Annotated in this window: 22 protein-coding genes and 3 tRNA genes; 17 read left to right on the top strand and 8 right to left on the bottom strand. The window is 65.6% G+C overall.

Going from position 1 to position 24,786, the window contains the following annotated elements:
* The first annotated feature begins 6 nt into the window (after window positions 1-6).
* The 4 genes from G4G00_RS05620 to emrB are packed head-to-tail and all read left to right on the top strand — an operon-like array spanning window position 7 to window position 4,740.
* Window positions 7-465, top strand: a complete 459-nt coding sequence (locus tag G4G00_RS05620; protein WP_164271748.1) for a MarR family transcriptional regulator — start codon at window positions 7-9, stop codon at window positions 463-465.
* Complete coding sequence (gene emrC, locus G4G00_RS05615; protein WP_108752609.1) at window positions 462-1,955, top strand: multidrug efflux transporter outer membrane subunit EmrC; 1,494 nt, start codon at window positions 462-464, stop codon at window positions 1,953-1,955. The genes G4G00_RS05620 and emrC overlap by 4 nt, the downstream gene beginning before the upstream one ends.
* 11 nt (window positions 1,956-1,966) lie before the next feature.
* Window positions 1,967-3,145, top strand: a complete 1,179-nt coding sequence (gene emrA, locus G4G00_RS05610) for a multidrug efflux MFS transporter periplasmic adaptor subunit EmrA (RefSeq protein WP_108749086.1) — start codon at window positions 1,967-1,969, stop codon at window positions 3,143-3,145.
* Window positions 3,146-3,153: 8 nt separating this feature from the next.
* Window positions 3,154-4,740, top strand: a complete 1,587-nt coding sequence (emrB, locus tag G4G00_RS05605) for a multidrug efflux MFS transporter permease subunit EmrB (RefSeq protein WP_108749087.1) — start codon at window positions 3,154-3,156, stop codon at window positions 4,738-4,740.
* A gap of 137 nt (window positions 4,741-4,877) precedes the next feature.
* Here the strand turns inward: emrB and G4G00_RS05600 are convergent, their stop codons facing one another.
* Entirely contained in the window at window positions 4,878-5,249 is a 372-nt protein-coding gene (locus G4G00_RS05600) for a helix-turn-helix transcriptional regulator (protein ID WP_108752610.1), read from the bottom strand.
* Between the two features lie 512 nt (window positions 5,250-5,761).
* On the opposite strand from G4G00_RS05600, the gene G4G00_RS22095 reads away from it, so the two are divergent.
* The 8 genes from G4G00_RS22095 to G4G00_RS05570 all read left to right on the top strand — a co-directional run bounded on the left by G4G00_RS22095 (window position 5,762) and on the right by G4G00_RS05570 (window position 12,593).
* Window positions 5,762-5,896 carry a hypothetical protein gene (locus G4G00_RS22095; protein WP_267895882.1) on the top strand — a complete coding sequence of 45 codons (135 nt, stop codon included), beginning with the start codon at window positions 5,762-5,764 and terminating at the stop codon, window positions 5,894-5,896.
* 58 nt (window positions 5,897-5,954) lie between these two features.
* Window positions 5,955-6,083 (top strand): hypothetical protein, encoded by a 129-nt coding sequence (locus tag G4G00_RS22090; RefSeq protein ID WP_267895883.1) that lies wholly within the window; start codon window positions 5,955-5,957, stop codon window positions 6,081-6,083.
* 65 nt (window positions 6,084-6,148) lie between these two features.
* On the top strand, window positions 6,149-7,075 hold the full coding sequence (locus tag G4G00_RS05595; RefSeq protein ID WP_108752611.1) for a hypothetical protein: 927 nt from the start codon (window positions 6,149-6,151) through the stop codon (window positions 7,073-7,075).
* Between the two features lie 2 nt (window positions 7,076-7,077).
* Window positions 7,078-7,929 carry a hypothetical protein gene (locus tag G4G00_RS05590; protein WP_164271746.1) on the top strand — a complete coding sequence of 284 codons (852 nt, stop codon included), beginning with the start codon at window positions 7,078-7,080 and terminating at the stop codon, window positions 7,927-7,929.
* On the top strand, window positions 7,926-8,762 hold the full coding sequence (locus G4G00_RS05585) for a hypothetical protein (protein ID WP_164271743.1): 837 nt from the start codon (window positions 7,926-7,928) through the stop codon (window positions 8,760-8,762). The genes G4G00_RS05590 and G4G00_RS05585 overlap by 4 nt, the downstream gene beginning before the upstream one ends.
* Window positions 8,759-10,432, top strand: a complete 1,674-nt coding sequence (locus G4G00_RS05580; protein ID WP_108752614.1) for an ABC transporter ATP-binding protein — start codon at window positions 8,759-8,761, stop codon at window positions 10,430-10,432. The genes G4G00_RS05585 and G4G00_RS05580 overlap by 4 nt, the downstream gene beginning before the upstream one ends.
* Window positions 10,432-11,082 carry an ABC transporter ATP-binding protein gene (locus G4G00_RS05575; protein ID WP_164271741.1) on the top strand — a complete coding sequence of 217 codons (651 nt, stop codon included), beginning with the start codon at window positions 10,432-10,434 and terminating at the stop codon, window positions 11,080-11,082. The genes G4G00_RS05580 and G4G00_RS05575 overlap by 1 nt, the downstream gene beginning before the upstream one ends.
* A 185-nt stretch (window positions 11,083-11,267) precedes the next feature.
* Window positions 11,268-12,593: a hypothetical protein gene (locus tag G4G00_RS05570; RefSeq protein ID WP_108752616.1), complete on the top strand. Its 1,326-nt coding sequence runs from the start codon at window positions 11,268-11,270 to the stop codon at window positions 12,591-12,593.
* Window positions 12,594-12,664: 71 nt separating this feature from the next.
* Here the strand turns inward: G4G00_RS05570 and G4G00_RS05565 are convergent.
* Both G4G00_RS05565 and G4G00_RS05560 read right to left on the bottom strand, forming a co-directional pair.
* Window positions 12,665-12,749 (bottom strand) — tRNA-Leu (locus G4G00_RS05565).
* A 56-nt stretch (window positions 12,750-12,805) separates the two neighbouring features.
* Complete coding sequence (locus tag G4G00_RS05560) at window positions 12,806-13,699, bottom strand: LysR substrate-binding domain-containing protein (RefSeq protein WP_108752617.1); 894 nt, start codon at window positions 13,697-13,699, stop codon at window positions 12,806-12,808.
* Window positions 13,700-13,797: 98 nt separating this feature from the next.
* On the opposite strand from G4G00_RS05560, the gene G4G00_RS05555 reads away from it, so the two are divergent.
* The gene (locus G4G00_RS05555; RefSeq protein WP_108752618.1) at window positions 13,798-14,544 is read left to right on the top strand and encodes a sulfite exporter TauE/SafE family protein; all 747 of its coding nucleotides are present in this window, start codon (window positions 13,798-13,800) and stop codon (window positions 14,542-14,544) included.
* Between the two features lie 172 nt (window positions 14,545-14,716).
* Here G4G00_RS05555 and G4G00_RS05550 read toward each other — a convergent pair.
* Both G4G00_RS05550 and G4G00_RS05545 read right to left on the bottom strand, forming a co-directional pair.
* Window positions 14,717-14,801 (bottom strand) — tRNA-Leu (locus tag G4G00_RS05550).
* A 161-nt stretch (window positions 14,802-14,962) separates the two neighbouring features.
* Window positions 14,963-15,047, bottom strand: a tRNA-Leu gene (locus G4G00_RS05545).
* Window positions 15,048-15,175: 128 nt separating this feature from the next.
* Here G4G00_RS05545 and rnr point away from each other — a divergent pair.
* The 3 genes from rnr to rlmB all read left to right on the top strand — a co-directional run bounded on the left by rnr (window position 15,176) and on the right by rlmB (window position 19,092).
* On the top strand, window positions 15,176-17,641 hold the full coding sequence (gene rnr / locus G4G00_RS05540; RefSeq protein WP_164271737.1) for a ribonuclease R: 2,466 nt from the start codon (window positions 15,176-15,178) through the stop codon (window positions 17,639-17,641).
* 119 nt (window positions 17,642-17,760) lie between these two features.
* Window positions 17,761-18,255, top strand: a complete 495-nt coding sequence (locus G4G00_RS05535; RefSeq protein ID WP_108752620.1) for a GFA family protein — start codon at window positions 17,761-17,763, stop codon at window positions 18,253-18,255.
* A gap of 93 nt (window positions 18,256-18,348) precedes the next feature.
* On the top strand, window positions 18,349-19,092 hold the full coding sequence (gene rlmB, locus G4G00_RS05530; protein WP_107230358.1) for a 23S rRNA (guanosine(2251)-2'-O)-methyltransferase RlmB: 744 nt from the start codon (window positions 18,349-18,351) through the stop codon (window positions 19,090-19,092).
* A 117-nt stretch (window positions 19,093-19,209) separates the two neighbouring features.
* Here the strand turns inward: rlmB and G4G00_RS05525 are convergent, their stop codons facing one another.
* From G4G00_RS05525 to G4G00_RS05515, 3 genes are read right to left on the bottom strand one after another with little or no spacing between them, the layout of a single operon-like run.
* Window positions 19,210-20,652 (bottom strand): TolC family protein, encoded by a 1,443-nt coding sequence (locus G4G00_RS05525; protein ID WP_164271734.1) that lies wholly within the window; start codon window positions 20,650-20,652, stop codon window positions 19,210-19,212.
* A complete protein-coding gene (locus tag G4G00_RS05520) occupies window positions 20,649-22,607 on the bottom strand; it encodes a MacB family efflux pump subunit (protein WP_164271731.1) in 1,959 nt (652 codons plus the stop codon). The genes G4G00_RS05525 and G4G00_RS05520 overlap by 4 nt, the downstream gene beginning before the upstream one ends.
* Window positions 22,604-23,848: an efflux RND transporter periplasmic adaptor subunit gene (locus G4G00_RS05515; RefSeq protein ID WP_108761630.1), complete on the bottom strand. Its 1,245-nt coding sequence runs from the start codon at window positions 23,846-23,848 to the stop codon at window positions 22,604-22,606. The genes G4G00_RS05520 and G4G00_RS05515 overlap by 4 nt, the downstream gene beginning before the upstream one ends.
* Window positions 23,849-24,052: 204 nt before the next feature.
* Here G4G00_RS05515 and G4G00_RS05510 point away from each other — a divergent pair, with 204 nt between their 5' ends.
* Complete coding sequence (locus G4G00_RS05510; RefSeq protein ID WP_108752624.1) at window positions 24,053-24,781, top strand: response regulator; 729 nt, start codon at window positions 24,053-24,055, stop codon at window positions 24,779-24,781.
* The last annotated feature ends 5 nt before the right edge of the window (window positions 24,782-24,786 follow it).

Here is a 24,786-nt window from a genome sequence, read left to right as displayed (position 1 = left end):
TCTCCCATGATCTGTCCTCCCACGACCCCGGCCGGCTTCGGCCCCCCCAGCTTTGGCCTGCTGCTGCGCCAGGTGCGCGACGGCCTGGTCCGCCAGCTCGATGCGTCCATGGCCGAAGAAGACCTCGGCATCGGCTTCACCCATTACATCGGCCTGAAGCTGCTGGCGCGCATGGCCCCGTGCACGGCCAACGAACTGGCCCAGGCCATCGACCAGGTGCCCAGCGCGGTGACCCGCCTGCTGGACAAGCTGGAAGCGCTGGGCTGCGTGCGCCGCGAGCCGCATGCGCAGGACCGCCGGGCGCTGCAGATCGTGCTGACCGATGAAGGCCGCGCCCTGTGGGCACGGCTGCAGAAGCGCGGCAACGCGGTGATGGATTTCGCCCTGCGCGATCTGTCCGCTGACGAACGCGCGCTGTTGTTGTCCCTCCTGACCCGTATCCGCGATTCCCTGACGACCCCATGAACCCGATCCCGTCCCTTACTCTCCGCCGGTCCGGGCGTGCGCTGCTGGTATCTGCGCTGGCCCTGGCCCTGGCCGCCTGCGCCAGCAGCCGCGGCCTGACCCCGCAGGGCCACGTCCTGGACGTGGACAGCCTGCACAGCGAACGCACCCTGGCCGACAGCGACCTGAGCGCGGCCGGCTTCCCCGCCCAGGACTGGTGGAAGGCCTTCGGTGACGCGCAGCTGGATGCGCTGATTGCCGAAGGGCTGGCCAGCCACCCCAGTCTGGACGCGGCCGACGCGCGCCTGCGCCAGGCCCAGTCGCAGGTCGGCACCGCACGTGCTGATCGCCTGCCCAGCCTGTCGGTGTCCGGTGGCTACACCGGTGTGCGCCTGCCCGAATCGATGGTGGGCGATGAAGTGGGCGGCCATTACGGCGGCAGCGGCCAGGTCGCCTTCGATTTCAGCTACGGCATCGACCTGTGGGGCGGCAAGCGCGCCGCCTGGGAAGCGGCCGTGGATGGCGCACACGCGGCCACCGTCGACGCGCAGGCGGCACGCCTGAACCTGTCCACCGGCATTGCCCAGGCCTACGCCGAACTGGCCTATGCGTGGCAGCTCAACGATGTGGCCGAGGAAGAACTGGCGCGTTCGCAGAAGTCGCTGGAGCTGACCCGCCAGCGCCGCCGCGCCGGCATCGACAGCGACCTGCAGGTGCGCCAGGCCGAGGCCCGCGTGCCGGCCGCGCAGCAGCAGCTGCAGGCCGCCCAGCAGCGTATCGACGCCGGCCGCACCGCACTGGCCGCGCTGGTCGGCAAGGGCCCGGACCGTGGCCTGTCGATCGAACGCCCGCAGCCGCTGAACCCGCTCGCCCTGCAGTTGCCGGGCGTGCTGCCCAGCGAGCTGCTGGGCCGTCGCCCGGACATCGTCGCCGCGCGCTGGCGCGTGGAAGCGGCCGACAAGCAGATCAAGGTGGCCAAGACCAAGTTCTACCCGAGCTTCAACCTGACCGCGCTGGCCGGCGTGGTGGCGCCGAACGTGGGTGACCTGCTGCAGAGCAGTTCCACCTTCGCTTACATCGGCCCGGCGCTGAGCCTGCCGATCTTCGAAGGCGGCAAGCTGCGCGCGAACCTGGCCAACACCGATGCGCAGTACGACCTGGCCGTGGCCAACTACAACCAGGCCGTGCTGGATGCGCTGCGCGACGTGGCCGACCAGGTCAACGCGGTGCGCTCGCTGGGCCAGCAGGCGCAGTCGCAGCAGCAGGCGGTGGATACCGCCCGTGCCGCCTTCGATATCGCCCAGCAGCGCTACCGCGCCGGCATCGGCAGCTACCTGGACGTGCTGAGCGCGCAGTCCACCCTGCTGCAGTCGCAGCAGCAGCTGGCCGGCCTGCAGTCGCAGCAGGTGCAGACCTCGGTGCGCCTGAGCAAGGCGCTGGGTGGTGGTTTCCAGCCCAGCGACGCCGACCGCGCACCGGTCGCCTCCCATTCCGATTCCTCGCATTCCTGAAGATTCCTGCCATGAGCCAGACCCAGACTCCTGCGGCACCCGCCGCCCCCAACCGCCGCGGCAACCTGCTGCGCGGCCTGTTCGTGATCGTCGTGCTGCTGCTTGCGGCACTGGCGCTGTGGTACTTCATGTTCGGTCGCTGGTTCGAAGAAACCGACGACGCCTACGTGCAGGGCAACCTGGTGCAGATCACCCCGCTGGTGCCCGGCACCGTGGTCGCCATCAATGCCGATGACGGCATGCGCGTGGAGCGCGGCCAGCTGCTGGTGCAGCTGGATCCGGCCGACACCTCGGTGGCGCTGCAGCAGGCCGAAGCCAACCTGGCCAAGACCGTGCGCCAGACCCGTGGCCTGTACCGCAGCGTGGAAGGTGCCCAGGCGGACTTGAACGCCCGCCAGGTGACCCTGAAGCGCGTGCGCGAAGACTTCGCCCGCCGCAAGGACCTGGCCGCCACCGGCGCCATTTCCAACGAAGAACTGGCCCACGCCCGCGACGAGCTGGCCGCCGCCGAAGCGGCCGTGGCCGGTTCGCGCGAGACCGTCGAGCGCAACCGCGCGCTGGTCGATGACACCGTGATCGCCACCCAGCCGGACGTGCAGGCGGCCGCCGCGCAGCTGCGCCAGGCCTTCCTCAACAACGCCCGCGCCGGCATCGTTGCGCCGGTGACCGGCTACGTTGCCCGTCGTTCGGTGCAGGTGGGCCAGCGCGTGCAGCCGGGCAATGCCCTGATGGCCGTGGTGCCGACCGAGCAGATGTGGGTGGAAGCGAACTTCAAGGAAACCCAGCTGCGCCACATGCGCCTGGGCCAGGAAGTGGAGCTGAAGTCGGACCTGTATGCCGGTGATGTGAAGTACACCGGCCGCATCCAGAGCCTGGGCCTGGGCACCGGTTCGGCGTTCTCACTGCTGCCGGCGCAGAATGCCAGCGGCAACTGGATCAAGATCGTGCAGCGCGTGCCGGTGCGCATTGCCATCGATGCCAAGCAGCTGGCCGAACACCCGCTGCGCATTGGCCTGTCGATGAAGGCCGAAGTGAGCCTGCGCGACCAGAAGGGTGAAGTGCTGCCGACCGCTGCCGCCAAGGGCACCGTGTTCGACACCGATGTGTATGCCAAGCAGTTGCACGATGCCGACGAGGTGATCCATACGATCATCCAGGGCAACCTGCCGCAGCAGGCCAAGGCGAGCTGAGGTCGGCCATGTCCGCACAAGCTCCAGCCGCGCCCGGAACGCCGGGCGCACCGGCGGCGCCGGGTGCGGCCGCCGGATTCCTGCCGCCCAGCGTGGCCCTGTGCACCGTGGGCCTGGCGATGGCCTCGTTCATGCAGGTGCTCGACACCACCATCGCCAACGTTTCGCTGCCCACCATCGCCGGTAACCTGGGCGCCAGTTCGCAGCAGGCTACCTGGGTCATCACCTCGTTCGCGGTCAGCACGGCCATCGCGCTGCCGCTGACCGGTTGGCTCAGCCGTCGCTTCGGTGAGCGCAAGCTGTTCATCTGGGCCACGCTGGCCTTCGTCATCACCTCGCTGCTGTGCGGCCTGGCGCAGAGCATGGGCATGCTGGTGGTATCGCGTGCCCTGCAGGGCTTCGTGGCCGGCCCGATGTACCCGATCACCCAGTCGCTGCTGGTGTCGATCTATCCACGCGAGAAACGTGGGCAGGCGCTTGCCCTGCTGGCGATGATCACCGTGGTGGCGCCGATCTGCGGCCCGATCCTGGGCGGCTGGATCACCGACAACTACAGTTGGGAATGGATCTTCCTGATCAACGTGCCGCTGGGCATCTTCGCCGCGCTGGTGGTGGGCAACCAGTTGAAGGGCCGCCCGGAGCAGATTGAAAAGCCGAAGATGGACTACGTCGGCCTGGTCACCCTGGTGATCGGTGTGGGCGCGCTGCAGCTGGTGCTGGATCTGGGCAACGACGAAGACTGGTTCGCGTCGACCAAGATCGTAGTGCTGGCCTGCGTGGCGGTGGTGGCGTTGGCGGTGTTCCTGATCTGGGAACTGACCGACAAGGACCCGATCGTCGACCTGAAGCTGTTCCGTCACCGCAACTTCCGCGCCGGTACGCTGGCGATGGTGGTGGCCTACGCGGCGTTCTTCAGCGTGTCGCTGCTGATCCCGCAATGGCTGCAGCGTGACATGGGCTACACCGCCATCTGGGCGGGCCTGGCCACGGCGCCGATCGGCATCCTGCCGGTGATCATGACCCCGTTCGTTGGCAAGTACGCCTCGCGCTTCGACATGCGGATGATCGCGTCGTTTGCGTTCGTGTTCCTGTCCTTCACCAGCTTCATGCGCTCGGACTTCAACCTGCAGGTGGACTACGCACACGTGGCCGGCGTGCAGCTGATCATGGGTATTGGCGTGGCGCTGTTCTTCATGCCGGTGCTGCAGATCCTGCTGTCGGACCTGGACGGTCGCGAGATCGCGGCGGGCTCTGGCCTGGCCACCTTCCTGCGTACCTTGGGTGGCAGCTTCGCCGCATCGTTGACCACGTGGTTGTGGGCGCGGCGTACCCAGGTGCACCACGCCGACCTGACCGAACACATCTCGGCCTACCAGCCGGGCATGCAGGACCAGGTGACCGCGATGGGGCAGGGCGACCTGCAGCATGGCGCCGCGGTGCTCAACAACATGATCAACCACCAGGCCTCGCAGATGGCGTTCAACGACATCTTCTACCTGCTGGGTTGGACCTTCCTGGCGATCATCGCGTTCCTGTGGCTGGCCAAGCCGCCGTTTGGCGCCGGTGCCGGTGCCGCGTCTGCTGGCGGCCATTGATCGTGCGATTCGTAACATGAAAGAACCCGCCGCATGGCGGGTTTTTTCTTGGCGTTCTCTTGGGCGTGGCGTAGCGCACGGGCCGGGCACGTGCGTGCGGGACTCGCCGCACATCGGCCATCAGCCATGAGCGCTGTTCAGGTGCCCACATTCGACAGGCCGCACCGACGTTCCATCCAATGGACAGCTCGCAGCAGCTCCTGCTGAGGCAGCGATCGAAATGCATGCAGAACGCGCATCTCCAGTGGATCGTGGATCATCTCGACCTCGGCCGGAGGCGCTGCGTCCGGCTCCACCACTCCAGGGGCTCCACGCCCAGTGGCCAGCCATTCGAATGACACGCCGGTAACCACTGCAAGACGCAGTATGCGGTCCGTTGCAGGTCGCCCTCGTGCAGTGCCTTCCCAGTTCGCGATCGCGGTTCGTGTCACGCACAGTCGCTGCGCCAGCGCCTGCTGCGTCATTCCCGCGCTGAGGCGGGCTATCCGCACCCTCCTTGAAAAATGCATGACCTACCTTCCATCCATGAAAAGCGAGGTGAACAGAAATATCGCTCCGCTGCAGCTTAGTCAAGACGGCAGGCGGAAGAGTGCCTCAGCCAGCTCACCGAGACGAGAATCCGCGATCAGTTCAAACAATCCGCCCGCCCGCCTTGGCGTCCGCTGGGTGAGCAACTCTGACCATCTGTGTCTCGCACTACGCACATGCTGACGCAAGCTACTGATAGTCAATGGATTGAGCCTATTGAAGGGCAGCCAATGCCCATGCGCTCGATCTGAAATCGTATTGACACACGTTAAGCCGTGCTTCAAAAAGCAGCTGGGCACAGTCTGAATTCCATCACTGGCCAAAGGCTGTTTGTAGTGATGGTCGCGCCTTCAAGCGCGCATTGAGCGCAGGAGCAGACAATGCGTGGCCGCATGCAGGCTGGGGTGCGAAGAATTCGCTTGAATCAGCACATTGATTCAACGATTGGCTGCCGGAGCCGTTCCGGATTGAACCATGGACAGAGATACATTCAATGATGAATTTCCTGGAAGACAGTACTGCCATTTCCTTCACCGACGCAGAAGCAATGGAAGCCGACATCGCCGCGCCGAGCCAGGCCGTCATCGTAGGCGAGAACCTCATCTTCATCACCCGGGACCCGGAGTAAGAAGGCAAGGTCGCAAGACCTTCTTTCCGTCTCTTCATTCAAATCACAAGGAAGAACCATGATCAATTTCAACTACGAATCCGATGCGCTGGCCGCCGTGGAGATCGAGGACATCGATGACGCCACCCCGAGCGTCACCATCATCACCAACTCGAACTTCACGTTCATCGTGCACGACCCCGATTAATACCCCTGCCGAGTGGGGGCGCCGCCCCCGCTCGGCATCCGCAACACGCTGAACAGGGATGTGAAGTGAACTGCATCATCGTAGAGCAGGTAGAGCCGACCCGGCTGGCGCGTACACTTGACTGGCATCTGAAGCACATAGAGAACTATCAGCCGTACTTTCCCGCGCACCACTACCGCGAGGACAAGGACACGCTGGCGTGGCGTTCCAAGCCACTCTGTGAACTGATATACCTCGTTCTGATCCTGCACCGGCTGGGGCTCGCGTCACCTGAATTCATCGCGTTGGAGCAGCGTACGCTGCGGGCGGCGCGTGAGTTCGAGTGGGAGGCGCTGATGGCCGAAGACCCGTCCTCATCGGTCTGCGTTGCCATGGCCATGGATCTACTTGACCTGCACGCGGTGCCGATACCCGGTCTCCGCGCGCAGTTCCTGCGCGCGCGCGCCAGCGGATATTTCCATTCCGTTCTGCGCATTCCCTTTCGCGACATGGACTATCACTACATGATGTCCAAGGTCGTGTCGGATGGCGATCGTGGTGCGCTCGATGCAGGTTTTGCGCTGACCGCGTTCGGTCTGGGAAAGAACCCATGCAGCTATACGGTCAATGACATCTACTCGCTGACACATGCGCTTTTCTACCTTACCGACATGGGCGCGATCGAGCTGGACCCGCTCACGTCAGGCGTAGCCGATGGGCGTCTGCGGCGGACCTTGATGGTCCTGGTCGCCATGCTGCTGCGCGGTGACAACAATGATGTACTGGGTGAGCTTCTGATCTGTGTTCGAATCTGCCGCCTTTCACTCAACGGCTTCGAGCAGCGGCTGTGTACTGCGGCAATGGCGAAGATCCTGGCGGGGATGGCGCCGGACGGGTGTGTTCCGTCTTCCACCCGATCGATCGAGCGCGCCGCCTGTGGTAGCGCCAAGTTCCTTGAGGTCTATCACACCACTTTGGTGGCCTCCATTCTGCTTGGTTTGCGCGGGGAGTAAGGATGGGCATCCTGTCACTGGTCGACCTCTGCGAACTGCAGTCGCGTGAGCTGCTTGACGACCTGGGGGAGCATCACTGTGAATCCGTCTTGGCCAGCGTCGGCGTGGTTGCTCAGTATCTCATTCTGGCTGGGCGATCAGATGCGCTGGTACGGCTGCGCGAGTTGTTCGCCGCGCGCGTACTGATACTGTTGCGTAATGGGCGGCTGCATGACTACGCATCAGCCAAGCGCGATCATTCATCGTCACTCTCGGCGATGGTGCGGCTGGCTGCATCCCGGCCGGATTTCAGCCTGCTGGATCGTCGTGCCGTGGACGCCATCTTCCACGGCTGTCTTGCGCGTTGTGAAATGAGCCCACTGGCGCGGCTGTCATTGGACGCGAACCTGGCATCGCCACTGGGGCGGGACGAGCCACCTGATCCATGGAGCAAGCGCGCGGTGGCCAGCACTGTTCTGGACAGCCGTCTGTTGCACGGCTACTACGGTGAGGGCGACATCCTGACGCTGGTCAGGCTCGACGCGTTGGTTCAGGAGCGGGTGGTTGATGCCGGCTGCTTCCCGGTGCGGTGGGGATCTGTGATGTTGTACGAGGCCCTGCGGGAAGGGGCTGTCGCATGGGTGGCTACGTTGCGATCGCTGGCCGGAATGCTGGGCGCGCCGCCAGCACTGCGCGCGGCAGCGTACGCTGCCGTTGTGGCCTGCGTGAATCATTCGGCAAGGACCGGTGAGCTGGTCCCCCTTCAGCAGGCGCGCCCGCAGGATGAAGAGTTTGCCGCAATGGCACAGCTTGGTCTTCGTCTACAGGCAAGCATTGCCTGCATCAGGTGCATGGAATCGGAGCAACGGGTATGAATCAGGTTCAGGATTTCGCTCTTTCGGATGAAGAAGCCACTGTGCGCTATCTGCTCAAGCACGCGTCCGCAGTTTCGCGGGATACGCGGCTTATCGCATCGTCCTTCTCGGCTACGCTGGGGCTTCTCTATCTCGAACGAAGGGCGCTTGCGGCTGGGGGCGGAGCGGGCGCGCTCTCCAGTGCTGCGCTGGCAGCGCTCGATCACTATCTGTGCACGGACCAGGGCGCGATCCTGGATGCGCTGGACCCGGCGATGGTCCTGCGTGTAGCCGCTGCGCTTCCCGTGCGGTCACATTGGGCGGGCATTGCGCGCGCGCGCGGCGAAATCGCGGCGCAGTTCGCGCGAGTGCCCGGGCCGCACTCGGGGCGCGCGCGGTATATCGAGTCGCTGCTGTCAGCGCCTCGCGTCGAGGTGTCATCGCAGCTACCCCTGTCTCCGGATGCGGTTGAGGTTCTGCAATGGGCCCCTCCTCAGCTTGTTGCCTATGCGTACGAGCTGATGGCCCAACCGCATCGGCTTGATCCGGACCTTGCCGAGTGCCTGGCGTTGATTGCCCTGTCTGATCTGCGGAAGTATCGATTCGATACCGCCTGCACACTGCTGTGTGCGCTTCTTCACTGCGGTTGCCGCTCCGACTATTTGGATATTGGCATGGAGTTCATCCGGCTACAGCGGCGGTCCAATGGCAGCTACGGCCATGTGAACATGCTGAACAAGAAGAACGTCATCCCGGATGATCTGGATCTCCAGTTCCACCTCCCATTCACGGTGCACGCACTCGCCGTCCAGGACGCGGGCCTGCGACCGCTGCCCCTGCGGGGTGCTGCATGAACGCGCATCTCGCGCTGGTGCGACTGGCCAGCCAACAATGGCGGTTGTACGCCCTGTCGATCCTGCTGATTCTGTTGGCGAGCGCACTGATCCTGGTGGCACCAAAGCTTCTCGGCGACGTGGCAGCGCGCATCGACACTTCCAATGTGGGAGCTTCCATCGATGCGGTCTGGCCATCTATCGCCATGTTGGGTGTACTGTTGGTAGTACAAGGTGTAGTGGCATCCATCTTCACCTATACCTCGATGGTGGCTTCTGAACGGATCGCCTTTTCGCTACGCCGCCGCTTCTTCGAGGCTCTGATGCGGCGCCCGATTGATTCGCTGAGTTCGCACGAACGAAGCGTGTCGCGCCTGATTTCAGACGTGTCGGTGATCCAGGCAGGGCTATCCACCAACCTGACCGTGTCACTGCGGAACAGCCTGCTTTTTGCAGGTGCTCTATGTGCGATAGCGGTGATTGACATCACCATGGCGCTGGTCTGCGTGGCGTGCATGGGCATCAATGCCTGGATCATGTGGGCGCTTTATGGGCGGGTGACCGCAGGTGGGCTGCAGATTCAGGAGTTGCGTTCGCGCTACACCGCGGTTTTCACCGAGGCGTCCTCGGGGTTGTTTGCCATTCAGGCCTTTGCGGCGCAGGACTTCTTCCTTGGCCGTTTCACTGCATCGCTGGCGGTGGCCAATCGGGCGGTTGGTCGAAACCTGCGTCTGATGGCGTTGGCGACACCTGTGGCGCAGGTGGCGTTTACGCTGTCGTTGGGTGTGATTGTCTGGCTGGGCGCGCGCAAGGTCGTTGCAGGCTCAATCAGCAGTGCCAGTCTGATCTCACTTCTTGCCTTCATGTACATCGCCATCACGGCAGCCGGTCGTCTCAACGGGAATGCGGGAAAGCTGAGGCGGGCTGCAGCGGTCCTCAAAGCCAATCCGTTGCTGTCGGACACAAGCGTCGCCCCGGCAATTGGTGCAGACGCCCGAAATGATGTGGTGGAGGGTGCGATCAACGTGGTCGGGGTCGGTTTCCAGTTCCCTGGAAGTGCGATCCCGGTGTTGCGGAACCTCTCGTTTTCAGTTGCTCCGGGCTCTTTTACCGCCATCATCGGCAAGAGTGGAGTGGGCAAGAGCACGCTGGCTTCGTTGCTGGCCGGGGTTACCCAGCCGACGATGGGGGTCGTGTCTGTCGGTGCGCGCCCCGGTGCCGGCGGGATGGTGATCGTGCCGCAGCATCCTTGCGTCATTGCCGGAACCATCGCTGACAACATACGCTTCGGGCAGCTGGATCTCACAGATGACGAGGTGCGGGATGCAGCAGCGCGAGCGCACCTGAGTGAGTTCATCGCACCCGCAAACACCCTTGAGTACGAAATTTCGGAAGGCGCACGGAACCTGTCACGTGGCCAGCAGCAGCGGATCGCGCTTGCCAGGGCCTTGGCGCGCAACCCGTCGGTATTGTTGCTGGATGAGGCAACGGCTTCGCTTGATGCCGAGTCGGAGTCTGGTGTATTGGCATTGCTGGAAGCGATGAAGGGACGGGTCACCATCGTGGCGGTCACCCACTCCGAGGCGATGGCCAGATGTGCCGATCAAGTGGTGATCATCGAGTCGGGTGCTGCCCGCGTGGAACGATCCCGGGGCCTGTCGCCGACGTTCGGTGTCGAGGCAGTTGCGTGATGAAGGGCGAACTCATTTTCGAGGAGATGGCGTTTGACGCCGGTGGTCGCGTGGTCCGCACCGGTACCCTGGCCTTGGGTGCCGGACTCTATCTGCTGGAAGGGGCCAACGGTGCAGGCAAATCGACGCTGTTTGACTGCATGTTCGGTTTGCGCCGCTCTATGTCCGGGGCGGTGTCACTTGATGGCATCAACTCCATTTCCAAACGACGCCAGTTTCTATCGATGGCATCCTATATGCCCCAGAGTTTTCCCTGCTATGGGCACATGACGGGTTCCGAGCTGCTGGTGCATTTCCTGCGGTTGCGCGGCATCGGCCGACACGACGCGGAGCAGAGTGCGCAGTTCTGGCTGGCCCGGGTTGGACTGATGGGGGACGCCTACCGCCGCTGCGAGCAGTACAGTGTGGGTATGCTGCAACGGCTTGGGTTCGCGTATGCGTTGCAGGCGCCAACGCGTGCCTGCATCCTGGATGAGCCGACCGCGGGTGTGGATGCCGTCTCACGTCAGACCATGTACTCGATTCTCGTTGCAGAGGCCGCTGAGCGCATCATTGTCTTCACCGATCATGACTTCCCTTCCAGTTGCGCCGCCAGGCTCTCGGCACGGTTGCGTCTGGAAGGCGATCGGCTTGTGATTCAGGGGATATGAGCGCTATGGCGTTGCGATCTCAATGGGTCTCGCTTTGGGTATGGAGTTGCGGCACGTTCCGTGCGCGTTACAGGGACCATCGCAGTCTACTGAGTGCGGGCCTCGTTCTGGTGTTCTGTGCGGCACTGGTGCCCGGCCACGGGGCGGGATATTCGCTGCTGCTCGTCGGCAATCAAGCGGTAGTCATGACAGCCGACACCGCGATGGTGCTGGCCACCGTGCTGTGGGGCGTGTTCCTGTTTCCGTTCCTGATATTCATGATCGGCGGAGCCCCCGCGATCGAGCGTGCCCAAGGTGCGTACCGGGTTCTTTACTGTGCCCCCCTCAGGCCGGTACTGGGTGTGGCGGGCAATCTGCTTGGAGGCACTGGCATTGCGGTGTGCTTCTTGCTCCTGTCGTGCCTGTGCATGGGAGTGTTGGCGTACTTCAAGTACGACCAGTTTCCCGCTTGGCCGGTAGTGGGCATGTCGCTGCTGCTCGGCGCCGTGGTTGTGTCGGTGGCGCTGGTGGTGGTGATCGTGCTGGACGCGCTGGTGCCGATGAATTCGCTGGGGCGGGTGCTGGTTGTGATCTGCGCGTGGTTGCTTCTCCTGCAGCTTACGATGCTGCACATTTTCGACGCCTTCGGCATCGGATTGATCAACGGTGCCGTGTCCGCGACGGGGCCGATGACATTGGGGTTCACCACGCGGCTTGGCGTTGGCACGGTGCAATGGCATCAGCTCTCAGGCATCTCGGACTTGGCCTGTGCCCGGCTCAGCATGCTTGGCGCAATGCTGGGTCTTGCCGGAGCACTGTTCCTGTCGTGTTGGCGGTGGATGCGGGTGCAGGTGCAGGCAAGGGGGCGCCCGCGCCGGTATGTGCATGCACGCCATCAGACCGTCGCACCCGCACAGCCGGTGGCGCCGGTGCTGGCAGCTGGGAACGTTCGTCTGTGGCGGGTTGTCTGGCAGTTTGCCCATTGGTACCGGCGCCGGTCGTCCTGGGGTTGGCTGTTGGCGGCGGCTGCGCTGTTGAGCTGCGTGGACAGCGCAGGTACACCCATGGCCGTTCTGCTCGCCTTGGCATCGGTGCTGGCAGGCGCTGCCAAGGATGGAGGGCGTGAAATCCGTGCCTTGGATGCGCTGGATGCCTGTCAGCCCGCATTGTATGGCTTGCGCGGTCTGTTCGTTCCCGCGCTCGGACTGATGTTGCCCGCCGCGGTGGCGGTGCTTCCGGTCATTCAGGCAGGTGCTTTGCGCTTGCTTACCGTGGAGGCGGGTCTGCTCTGTGTTGCCTTGTGCCTGGTCCTGTGCGGGCGCCGGGCGCAAAGGCCAGCGCTGGGCTTCGCGAGTTGCCTGCTTGCGGTCTACGCCGTCGTCGCCGAGGCCATTTCTCCTGCGCTGGACTTCATCGGGTTCCGAGGCGCAGGGCTGCCTTCACTGGCGACCGCTCTCGGGCTGTCAGTGGGGCTCTGCGCGATAGAACTGATCCGACTGCGGATGCAGCGGCAAGGCGCTTGCCGGCGCTGACGGCAACGTCGGCATCCTCAAGCTGCTGAAACGAAAAAACCCGCTTTCGCGGGTTTGATCATCTTGAGTCATGGTGCCCAGGAGAGGACTCGAACCTCCACGGTTTTACCCGCTAGTACCTGAAACTAGTGCGTCTACCAATTCCGCCACCTGGGCGACTCAGGAGAGAAATTGTGCGGTAAGCACGCCGATGTGTCAACACAATTTCACACTTATTTTTCAGTGCGAACGCCCAGGTGCTGCAGCAGGCTGCGCATCGGTGCCGACAATGCCTGCGCATCGGCAATGCACACGCAGAGACGGCGCTGCGCCCAGCCATCTTCCAGTGGAACGGCAACGGTGCCGGTGCTGCGCCGGTGCTGCCGGGCCAGCGTGCGCGGCATGATGCCCACGCCGATGCCGTGGCCGACCATCGTGCACAGGCCCTCGAAGGTTTTCATGCGGATGCGCACATCCAGCACGCGACCGGCGGCAGCGGCCAGTTCTTCGATGTAGGTCTGCAGGGCATTGCCGTCGGCCAGCGCGACGAAGGTTTCACCCAGCACATCGGCGAAGGACACGCTGCGGCGCTGGGCGAAACGGTGGTGGCCCGGCAGCAGCATCACCAGCGGATCTTCGGCCACCACATGGCGCTGCAGTCCCTCGGCCGGCACGGCGTCGCTGATGATGCCGGCCTCGGCCTGTCCGGCGCGGAGTGCGCGCACGACTTCGTTGCTGGTGCGCTCGTGCAGTTCCACCCGCAGCCGCGGCCGTTGGGCCAGCCACGGTGCCAGGCGCGCGGGCAGGTAGTTGGTCAGCGCAGCGGTATTGGCATACAGGTGCAGGGTGCCGCGCGCGCCCTGTGCGAATGCCTGCAGCTCGCCGCGCAGCTGCGCCTGCTGCTGCACGATCAGTCGCGCATGGTGGGCGAGAGCGGCACCGGCTTCGGTCAGGCTTACCCCGCGTGGATGCCTGTCCAGCAGCGTGCTGCCGGCATCGGCTTCGATGGCGCGCAGGCGTTCACTGGCCGACGCCAGGGCCAGGTTGGCCTGTGCCGCACCGGCGGTGATGCTGCCCGCGTCGGCGACGGCCAGGAATAGGCGCAGATCGGCAATGTCCAGTCGCATGGGAATGACCTCGGCAGGGGAGGTGCCTTCGGCTGGTCCGAAGGGTGGGGCCGCAAAGCCGCATTGTGCGCCGTTGCCGCGGCCGCTCCAATGGCGGCATGAACGAGACGATGTACTTCTATGGGTTGCTGGTGGTGGTGTTCGTGCTGGCCGGCGTGGTCAAGGGCGTGACCGGCATGGGGCTGCCGACGGTGGCGATGGGCTTGTTGGGCGGCGCGCTGTCGCCGGTGGCGGCCGCATCGATGCTGTTCATTCCCACCTTCGTGACCAATGCCTGGCAGTTGTTGTCCGGCCCATCGCTGGGCCATACCGTGCGGCGGCTGTGGCCGATGATGCTGGCGGTGGTGGTGGTGACGCTGGGCTCGGCGGCGCTGCTGGTGCGGGTGGACCGCGATCTTTCGCGCATGGCGCTGGGCGTGGCATTGGTGGTCTATGCGCTGTACGCACTGGTTGCGCCGGTATTCCATGTACCGCAGCGGCGCGAGCGCTGGCTGGGGCCGCTGGTCGGGGCGATTTCCGGCGTGGTGACCGGTGCCACCGGTGTATTCGTGATGCCGGCGGTGCCTTACCTGCAGTCGCTGGGCCTGCAGCGCGACGAACTGGTGCAGGCGCTGGGCCTGGCGTTCACCGTATCGACAATTTCGCTGACCACGGGCCTGGTGCTGCATGGCGCCTTTGGCGTGCAGCAGCTGGGAATGAGCGCGTTGGCGGTGGTGCCGGCGCTGGCGGGCATGTGGCTGGGGCAGGTGATCCGGCAGCGCATCAGCGCACGGGTGTTCCGCGCGTGCTTCCTGGGGTTCCTGTTGCTGCTGGGGCTGGAACTGGTGCTGCGGCCGTTGTTCTGACGGTCCGTTTTTGTAGAGTCGAGCCATGCTCGACTGCCCTACATGGAATCAGTCGAGCATGGCTCGACTCTACAGGTCGGTGCAGTCGAGCAAGCTCGACTCTACGGGTCGGCGTGGCCCGGATCGCGGGCATGAAAAAACCCGCTTTCGCGGGTCTTTTTCATTCTCGACGTGGTGCCCAGGAGAGGACTCGAACCTCCACGGTTTTACCCGCTAGTACCTGAAACTAGTGCGTCTACCAATTCCGCCACCTGGGCGTCGAGGAGCGAGATTATGGGGTGTTGTTACGGGGGTGTCAACACCTTTTGCAGCCCCGGGGTTGGATCCCGTTTCGCTTGCGAAAGGGGCTCTGACCTTGGGGCCAGATCGCCGGATCGCAGGCAAAAAAAATCCCCGCCGAAGCGAGGAGTTTTTTCGTTGGTGCCCAGGAGAGGACTCGAACCTCCACGGTTTTACCCGCTAGTACCTGAAACTAGTGCGTCTACCAATTCCGCCACCTGGGCGTTCCAGAGGCGCAATTGTGAAGATGAATCGGCAGGCTGTCAACGCTTTCGCCCAAAAATTTCACGCCCGCCTGCAAACGTGGCCGCTGACCCGCTGTGCACGCCTGCAACGGCTACCATGTAGGGCGATGACTACCAAAAAACCAAGCAAGGGCGGGAGCAAGTCCCGCAGCCAGGCCCCGACCAAGGGTGCCAAGGCGGGCGCAGCCCGCACCGCCAAGCCGGGCAAGCCGTTGCCGGGCTGGTTCCCGGAATTGAATGAAGGCGGTGCACCGCCGCGCGGCCGCAAGGGCCGCAGCGCCGATGCCGCCGCCCCGGGCCCGGCCCCAGGCCGCAAGCTGCCGCCGGCCGGCAAGGTGATCGACGATCCCTATGCGGCCCGCGAAGCCGAAAAGTATGAACAACCCATTGCCAGCCGCGAGGCCATCCTGGCCCTGCTGGAGCGTTGCGAAGGGCCGCAGACCGCCGAAGAACTGGGCGCACGCCTGGGGCTGACCGCCGCCGATCGTGCCGAGGCGCTGTCGCGCCGGCTGGGCGCGATGGTGCGCGATGGCCAACTGGTGCAGAACCGCCGCGGTGGCTTCGCGCCGATCCAGACGCTGAACCTGGTCACCGGCGTGGTGATCGCCAACCCGGAAGGGTTCGGCTTCCTGCGCCCGGTCGAGGGTGGCGACGATCTGTTCCTGCCGCCCTATGAAATGCGCAAGGTCATGCACGGTGACAAGGTGCTGGCGCGGGTGACCGGCATCGACCACCGCGGCCGCCGCGAAGGCAGCATCGCCCGCGTGCTCGAGCGCGGCATGACCCGCCTGATCGGTCGCTTCAGCATTGAAATGGGCATCAACTACGTGGTGCCCGATGACAAGCGCATCCAGCGCAACGTGCAGGTACCGCCGGACCAGACCGGTGGCGCGCGCGATGGCCAGCTGGTGGTCTGCGAACTGACCCAGGCACCGGACAGCCGCCGCCCGCCGATCGGCCGCATCATCGCCGTGCTCGGCGACAAGCTGACCGCTTCGCTGGTGGTGGAAACGGCCATCCACGGCCACGAACTGCCGTTCGAGTTCCCGCAGGAAGTGCTGGACGAAGCCGCCTCGGTGCCGCTGGTGGTCGAGCCGGCGATGATCGGCAACCGCGTCGATCTGCGCAGCACGCCGCTGGTCACCATCGATGGCGAGGACGCCAAGGACTTCGACGACGCGGTGTACTGCGAACCGAATGCCGACGGATTCCGTCTGGTGGTGGCCATCGCCGATGTGTCCAACTACGTGCGCCCCGGCACGCCGCTGGACGAGGAAGCGCAGAAGCGCGCCACGTCGGTGTATTTCCCGGGCTTCGTGGTGCCGATGCTGCCGGAGACGTTGTCCAACGGCATCTGCTCGCTGATGCCCAAGGTCGACCGCATGTGCTTCGTCTGCGACATGCAGATCGACCGTGACGGCGTGGTCAGCCAGTCGCGCTTCTACGAAGCAGTGATGAACTCGCACGCGCGCCTGACCTACACCCAGGTGTGGAAGGCGGTGGGCGAGGACGATGCCGATACCAAGGCTTGGATGGGCGAACTGCTGCCGCAGGTGCAGCGCCTGCACCAGCTGTACAAGGTGCTGGCCAAGGCGCGTGCCAAGCGCGGTGCCATCGAGTTCGAAAGCAGCGAAGTGCGCTTCGTGCTGGACAACCGCGGCGAAGTGACCCAGGCCGGCATGCTGGTGCGCAACGATGCGCACAAGCTGATCGAGGAATGCATGATTGCCGCCAATGTGGAGGCGGCCAGGTACCTGTTGTCGCGCCACGTGCCGGCGCCGTACCGCATCCACGAAAAGCCGCCGGAAACCAAGTACGCCGACCTGCTGGAATTCCTCAAGGAGTTCAAGCTGAGCCTGCCGCTGTGGTCGAAGGTGCGCCCGGGCGACTACACCAAGCTGCTGAAGAAGATCCGCGACCGCCCCGATGCCACGCTGCTGGAATCGGTGCTGCTGCGCAGCCAGAGCCTGGCCATCTACAGCCCGGACAACCACGGTCACTTCGGCCTGGCGCTGGAGGCGTACGCGCACTTCACCTCGCCGATCCGCCGCTACCCTGATCTGCTGGTACACCGTGCGATCAAGCACGCGCTGTCCGGCAAGCCGCTGGACACCTTCACCTACAACGCCCGCGAGATGGCTGCGCTGGCCCTGCAGTGCTCCGAACGCGAGCGCCGTGCCGACGAAGCCGAGCGCGAAGTGGACGAGCGTTACCGCGCGGCGTGGATGGAAAAGCACGTGGGCGGCCAGTTCGACGGCGTGATCAGCGGCGTGACCAGCTTCGGCCTGTTCGTGGAACTGGACGATTCCAAGGTGCAGGGCCTGGTCCACGTGACCCAGCTGCCGCAGGACTACTACAAGTTCGACGCGACCCGGAAAACGCTGAGCGGCGAGCGCCGTGGCGCCAGCTACCGGCTGGGTGACCGCGTTCGCATCCTGGTGCTGAAGGCCAGCATGGAAGAGCGCAAGATCGACTTCCGCCTGGTCGAGCACAAGGGCGAGGACGAAGGTGACGGCCTGCCGCCGTTGCCCGAGCGTGGCAAGCCGGCCAAGCGCAAGAAAGAGAAATATTGAAGGGTGTGCCGACCAACGGTCGGCACCCACCCCGCCCGGTAGGTGCCAACCTTGGTTGGCACACCCCTCACCCGGTAGGTGCCAACCTTGGTTGGCACGACGTTTCCGAGGAACCCACCATGCAGGGCCATCCCGAATACAGCGGCGGCTGCCAATGCGGCGCGATCCGCTTCCAGGTGCGCGGCCAACTGACCGACAGCTCGATCTGCCATTGCCGCATGTGCCAGAAAGCCTTCGGTGCCTACTACGCGCCGCTGGTTTCGGTACGCGGCGCACAGTTCGCCTGGACCCGCGGACAGCCGCGCCATTTCCAGTCCTCCAACGTGGTGCAGCGTGGGTTCTGCGCCGACTGCGGCACGCCGCTCACCTACGAGGCGCCCGATGGCATGGCGGTGGCGGCCGGGGCGTTCGACCAGCCCGAGCGGTTGCCACCGACCATCCAGTACGGGGCCGAGCGCAAGCTGCCCTTCGTGGATGATCTGGCCCGGTTGCCGGCGCGGCGCACCGAGGAGGACGTGGCCGCGCTGGAGTTCCTGGCCACGATCGTGTCCCACCAGCACCCCGACCACGACACCCCGCACTGGCCCGCGCGCAGCCGTTCAGCCGAAGGATGAACGGCGGGTAGCGCCGGGCCATGCCCGGCGGGCACGCAGCGCGGCCGCCGCCGATGCTCTACCATAGCCACCCCCTTTCCGGTCCCCGCCCGCATGAGCAAGAACAGCCAGTGGATTGTCGGCGTCAACGCCGTCGCCTCCTCCATCGAGAACGACGCCGACAACGTCCGCGAAGTGCTGGTCGAGGCCGGTGCGAAGAACCCGCGCCTGACCGAAATCGAAGAGAACGCCCGCCGCAAGGGCATCGACGTGCGCAAGGTCAACAGCCAGGCGCTGGATGGCGTGGGCGGTTCGGTGCGCCACCAGGGCGTGGCCGCGCGCTACGCCGCTGCCCGCACCTACAGTGAGAACGAGCTGGAAGGCCTGGTGACCGCTGCCGAGGGCAAGGCCCTGCTGCTGGTGCTGGACGAGGTGCAGGACCCGCACAACCTGGGCGCCTGCCTGCGCTCGGCTGCAGCGTCCGGTGCCACGGCGGTCATCATTCCCAAGGACAAGTCGGCCACGGTGAACGCCACCGTGCGCAAGACCTCGGCCGGCGCCGCCGACCGCATTCCGGTGGTGGCGGTGACCAACCTGTCGCGCTGCCTGAAGGACCTGCAGAAGCAGGGCGTGTGGATCTACGGCCTGGCCGGCGAAGCCACCGCTTCGCTGTACGACCTGGACCTGAAGGGCAACATCGCGCTGGTGCTGGGCGGTGAGGCCGACGGCCTGCGCCGCCTGACCCGCGAGAACTGCGATGGCCTGGTGAAGATTCCGATGCCGGGCGAGATCGAGAGCCTGAACGTGTCGGTGGCCGCCGGCGTCAGCCTGTTCGAGGCCGTGCGCCAGCGCGGTTGAGCGCGGGATTGGATCCCTTTTCTCTGGAAAAGGGCTCTGACCCCTTCCCATGTGCCGTGTCGACCAAGGTCGACACCTACCTGGTAGGCGCCAACCTTGGTTGGCGCTCCTGCCGCCTCACCCCGCGCTGCCGCCCAGTGCCTTGAACAGGGTGACGTCGTTGTTCAACTGGCTCTGCCGCACGCGCGCCAGCGACAGTTCGGCATCGCGCCGGGTCTGCTGCGCTTCCAGCCAGGTGCGCAGATCGGTGGCACCCACCCGGTAGCGCACTTCCTGCGCGCGTTCCACTTCCACCGCCTGGTCGTACGAGGCCTGCGAGGCTTCGACCTGGCGTGCCAGCTGTTCGCGTGCCGACAGCGCGTTGTCCACTTCAGACAGTGCCGTGTACAGCGTCTTGCGGAAGTTGGTGGCGTCGATCTGGTAGGCGGTGCCGGCAATGTCGGTATCCAGCTGCGCCCGCTGCAGGTTCAGGAACGGCAGCGACAGGCCCGCGCCCAGCGTGGCCACCGGGTTGCGCAGCACATCACCCAGTGACGTGGCGCTGGAACCCACGCTGCCGGTCAGGCTGAGCGCGGGGTAGTACTGGGTGGCCGTGACCTTGATGGTCTTCAGGCTGTTGCGCAGGCGCAGCTCGGCCGCGCGCAGGTCGGGGCGGCGGCCCAGCAGATCGGCCGGCAGGCCTTCGGCAATGGCCGGGCTGCGTGCATCGTCCAGGTTCTGCGGCTCGTCCTGCTGCGGCCACGGCGTGCCGTCCAGCAGCACGGTCAGCGCATTGCGTACTTCCACCCGCTGCTGTTCCAGCGCGCTCTGCGCCGAGCGCTGCGACTGCAGGTTCTGCTCTGCCTGGCGCACTTCCAGCCGCGATACCGCACCGGCGTCGAAGCGCGCCTGCACCAGGTCGCGGGTGCGCTGCAGGCGCTCCAGGTTGGCCTGGCCGCTGCCGATGGACTGGTTCAGATAGGCCAGGGTCCAGTACTGGGTGATGGTGTCGCCGATCACCAGCAGTGCGGTGTTCTGCCGGTCTTCCTCGCTGGCCTGGGCTTCCCAGCGGGCGATGTCGCGCTGGGTGCGAAGGCGTCCCCACAGGTCGATTTCCCAGCCCAGCGACACGCCGGTGGAATAGCTGCGGCTCCAGTCGTCGGCCTGGTCGGTGGCACGGCTGCCGCTGCCACTCACGCCCGACGAGGACGGCTGCGGCCACAGCGCATTGCTGGCCAGCCCGGCCTGCAGGCGCGCGCGCTGCACGGCCAACCCGGCAGCGCCCAGGTCACTGTTGGCCTGCAGTGCGCGTGCCACCAGCCGGTCCAGGCGTTCATCGCCGAACCCCTGCCACCAGGTGTCCTGGCGGATATCGCGGCTGGGCGTATCCAGGCTGCTGCGCGGGTCGTCGGCGGGCGCGTTGAGGGTGGCATCGCCGCGGCCCCAGGTGGCGGCCACTTCGGGATCCTGGGTGGGGTAGCGGCCCACCGATGCGCAGCCGGACAGGGCCAGCAGCACGGCGCCGGCCAGCAGCAGGCGGGTGGGGGCAGGGAAGGGCAGTCGGGTCATCATCATCTTCATTCGCGGGCCAGTGCCTCCACCGGGTCGAGCTGGGCGGCACTGCGTGCCGGCAGGAATCCAAAGGCCACGCCGATCAGGGTGGAGCAGGCGAACGCGGCCACGATCGAGGCGGTGGAGAACAGCACCTGGAAATCACTGGAGAAGCGTCCGATCAGCGCGCCCAGCAACAGTGCCAGGCCCACGCCGAGCAGGCCGCCGAGCAGGCAGACCAGTACCGCTTCGATCAGGAACTGCTGGCGGATGTCGCTCTGCCGCGCGCCCACGGCCATGCGCACGCCGATCTCGCGGGTGCGCTCGGTCACCGACACCAGCATGATGTTCATCACCCCGATGCCGCCCACCAGCAGCGCGATGGCGGCGATGGCGCCGATCAGCAGGGTCATGGTGCGGGTGGTCTGCTCGATGGTCTCGCGGATTTCCGCGCTGTTGCTCAGGAAGAAATCCTCGGTGCCATGGCGCAGCGTCAGCAGGCGGGTGATGGCCTCCTGCGCGGCATCCATCGGCGTTTCGTCATTCACCCGCACGGTGATGCTGGACACGTGGCTCTGCCCCAGCATGCGCGACATCACCGTGGTGTAGGGCACGAACACGCCCAGGCTGGTGCTGCCGCCAAAGCCGAAACTCTGCTTCTTGGCCACGCCCACCACGCGAACCGGCACGTTGCCGAGCAGGATCACCTGGCCGACCGGGTCGCTGTCGGGGAAGAACTGGGTCTTGGTGTTCTCGTCGATCACCGCTTCCTGCGCCAGGCCCTTCACCGCATCGGTGTCGAAGAAGCTGCCGCTGAGCAGGGTGATGCCCTTCACCCGGAAGTACTGGTCGCCCACGCCACTGATCTGCGCGGTGGCCGACTGGTTGCGGTAGCGCGCGGTAACCGAGGTCGACACGCTGGGCGTGGCGCTGTCCACGTAGCTCTGGGTGGCCAGTGCGTCGGCGTCGGTGGCCTTCAGGGTCTGCACCCGCGCCGAGCGCATGTCACCAAACCCGCGACCGGGGTAGACGTCGATGGTGTTGGTGCCCAGCGCGCTGATGTTCTGCAGGATCTGCTGCTGCGAACCGTTGCCCAGGGCCACCACCGAGACCACCGAGGCGATGCCGATGATGATGCCGAGCATGGTCAGGAAGGTGCGCAGGCGGTGCGCGTTCATGGCCAGCAGGGCCATGCGGAAGGCTTCGGTGAAGCGGTCGCGTGCGGCGCGCCAGTTGCTGCCGTGGGCCACGTCGATGCTCGCTTCGCGCTGCGCCCGATGGCTGGGCGCCTTCGGGTTGGCGCGGTCGGCGATGATTTCACCGTCGCGGATCTCGATGATGCGCTGGGCGTGCTCGGCCACGCTCATGTCGTGGGTGACGATGATGATGGTGTGGCCTTCGGCGTGCAGCTCGCCGAGGATGGCCATCACTTCTTCGCCGGATTTCGTGTCCAGCGCGCCGGTCGGTTCGTCGGCCAGGATCACCTCGCCACCGTTCATCAGGGCGCGGGCGATCGATACGCGCTGCTGCTGGCCACCGGAAAGCTGGCCGGGCTTGTGGTGCATGCGGTCGCCCAGGCCCAGGCGCTGCAGCAGTTGTTCTGCACGGGCGTTGCGCACCGGGCCGGGGCTGCCGGCGTAGACGGCCGGCACTTCCACGTTGCCGCGCGCGTCCAGGTCGCCCAGCAGGTGGTAGCGCTGGAAGATGAAGCCGAAATGTTCGCGGCGCAGTTCGGCCAGCGCGTCCGGTTCCATGTTGCCGGTCTCGCGGCCGGCCACCTGGTAGCTGCCACGGGTGGGACGGTCCAGGCAGCCCAGGATGTTCATCAGGGTGGACTTGCCCGAGCCGGACTGGCCAACGATGGCCACCATTTCACCGGCATGGATATCCACGTTGACATCGCGCAGCACGGCGATGGTTTCGTCGCCGGCGGGAAACTCGCGGCGCAGATCCCGCAGGCGCAGCAGGGGGGCGCCGTGGCTCATCGGCGCGGCCCCATGCCACCGGGCGGGCCCATGCGCATGCCGCCGCTGCGGTTGCTGTTGCCGCTGCTGGCCGCCGCGGCGCTGGCTTCACCCACCACCACACGTTCGCCTTCTTCCAGCCCGGACAGGATCTGCGCGCTGGCGCCATTGCTGATGCCCACCTTCACCTTGCGCGGTTGCGGCTGGCCGTTTTCGCCCACCACGCGCACCATGCGCTGGCCATCGCGGGTCTTCGGGCCCAGCGCCACGGCCGGAACCAGCAGCGCGCCCTTGGCCTGGTTCAGCAGCACCGAGACCTGCGCGGTCATGTCGATGCGCAGGGTGCCGTCGGGGTTTTCCACGTCGAACAGGGCGTTGTAGTACACCGCGCTGCTGGAGCTGGAACTGGACGAACTGCTGGAGCTGGACGAGCTTTCATTGGCGATGGATGACGGCGCCGGATTGATCTGCCGCAGCGTGGCGTGGTACTTGCGGTCCGGATCGCCCAGGGTGGTGAAGTACACCGGCATGCCGGCCTTGATCTTCACCACATCGGCCTCGGACACTTCGGCGTTCACGGTCACTACGTCCAGCCGCGCCAGCATCACGATGGTCGGCGCGGTCTGGTTGGCGTTCACGGTGCGGCCTTCTTCGGCCACCACGGCCACCACGGTGCCATCCATCGGCGCGGTGATGCGGGTGTAGGCCAGGTTGGCGCGGGCGGTGCCCAGTTCGGTTTCGCGGCCCTTGATCTGCGCCTCGTAGGATTGCAGCTGCGCGCGGGCCGTCTTAAGCGTGGCTTCGGCGGCATCGTATTCCTGGCGCGAGGTGGCTTCGGCGGCCAGCATCTGCTTCTGCCGGGCGAAATCCAGCTCGGCCTGGCGCAGGGTGGCCTGCTGCACGGCGCGCTGGGCGATCACCTGGTCCAGCGATGCCTGGGCATTGAGCACCTGGTTCTGCTGGGTGGTGGCATCGATCTCGGCAATCAGGTCACCTTCCTTCACCGTGTCGCCCAGCTGCACCTTCAGCGATTTGATCTGGCCCGAGGCCTGGGCACCCACGCTGACCAGCTTGTAGGCATCGATCACCCCGGTGGCTTCCACGGTCTGTTCGATATCGCCACGGCTGACCGCGGTGGTGGCCAGGGCCGGTGCGGCCGGCTTGCGCAGCAGCCACCAGGCGGCGACGGCAGCGACCAGGACAAGCACGGCGATCAGCATCAGGCGACCTTTCCGGGTCGCGGGCAACAGGCGGGAGATCACGTCGGGGGCTTCACTCTGGGGGCCGCGGGGCGGCGTTGGCAGGCATTGTGAAGAGCCGACGAGGCCGCGCTCAATCCTCGGGGTGTGTCTGTATGTAACACTGTCGGGCAGAGTGCGTAACCACAGGTATCCGGCCCCGCCGTGGATACAGTGCTACGCAATGGCCAGGATGCGGTTCAGCTCCCGACACGGGAAAATCGCCACATGGAGACCGAAACCCCGATGCATCGACTGCTGATCGTCGACGACGACAACGACATCCGCACCCTGCTGGCCGAACAGCTGGGCAAGGCCGGCTATCTGGTCAGCACCGCCGCCGACGGCACCAGCATGCGCCAGCTGCTGGACCGCGAGCACGTGGACCTGATCGTGCTGGACCTGAACCTGCCGCGCGAAGACGGCCTGACCCTGTGCCGCGACCTGCGCGCACGGTCCAACACACCGGTGATCATGCTGACCGCGCGTGCCGAGCCGATCGACCGCGTGCTGGGCCTGGAAATGGGCGCCGACGATTACCTGGCCAAGCCGTTCGAACCGCGCGAGCTGCTGGCGCGCATCCGCAACGTGCTGCGCCGGACCGAAGCATTGCCGGCCAACCTGGAGCCGCTGGCCGTGCGCCGCGCGCGTTTCTCGCGCTGGGTGTTCGACCTGGAGCACCGCCACCTGGTGGACCCCGATGGCCGCGTGGTGGTGCTGTCCGGCGCCGAATTCCGTCTGCTGCGTGTGTTCATCGCCCATGCCAACAAGGTGCTGTCGCGCGAGCAGCTGGTGGCGCTGAGCAGTGGCCGCAACTATGAAGCGCAGGACCGTGCGATCGACCTGCAGGTCAGCCGCCTGCGCAACAAGCTGGCCGACGATGGCGGTCCGGATGGCCTGATCAAGACCGTGCGCAACGAAGGTTACGTGCTGGCCTCGTCGGTGCAGATGGAATAACCACG

The organism is Stenotrophomonas sp. B1-1 (genome assembly GCF_010894375.1).
Classification (GTDB): domain Bacteria; phylum Pseudomonadota; class Gammaproteobacteria; order Xanthomonadales; family Xanthomonadaceae; genus Stenotrophomonas.
Note: the sequence above shows the minus strand (reverse complement) of the source record. Positions and strands in the feature narration are given on the sequence as shown.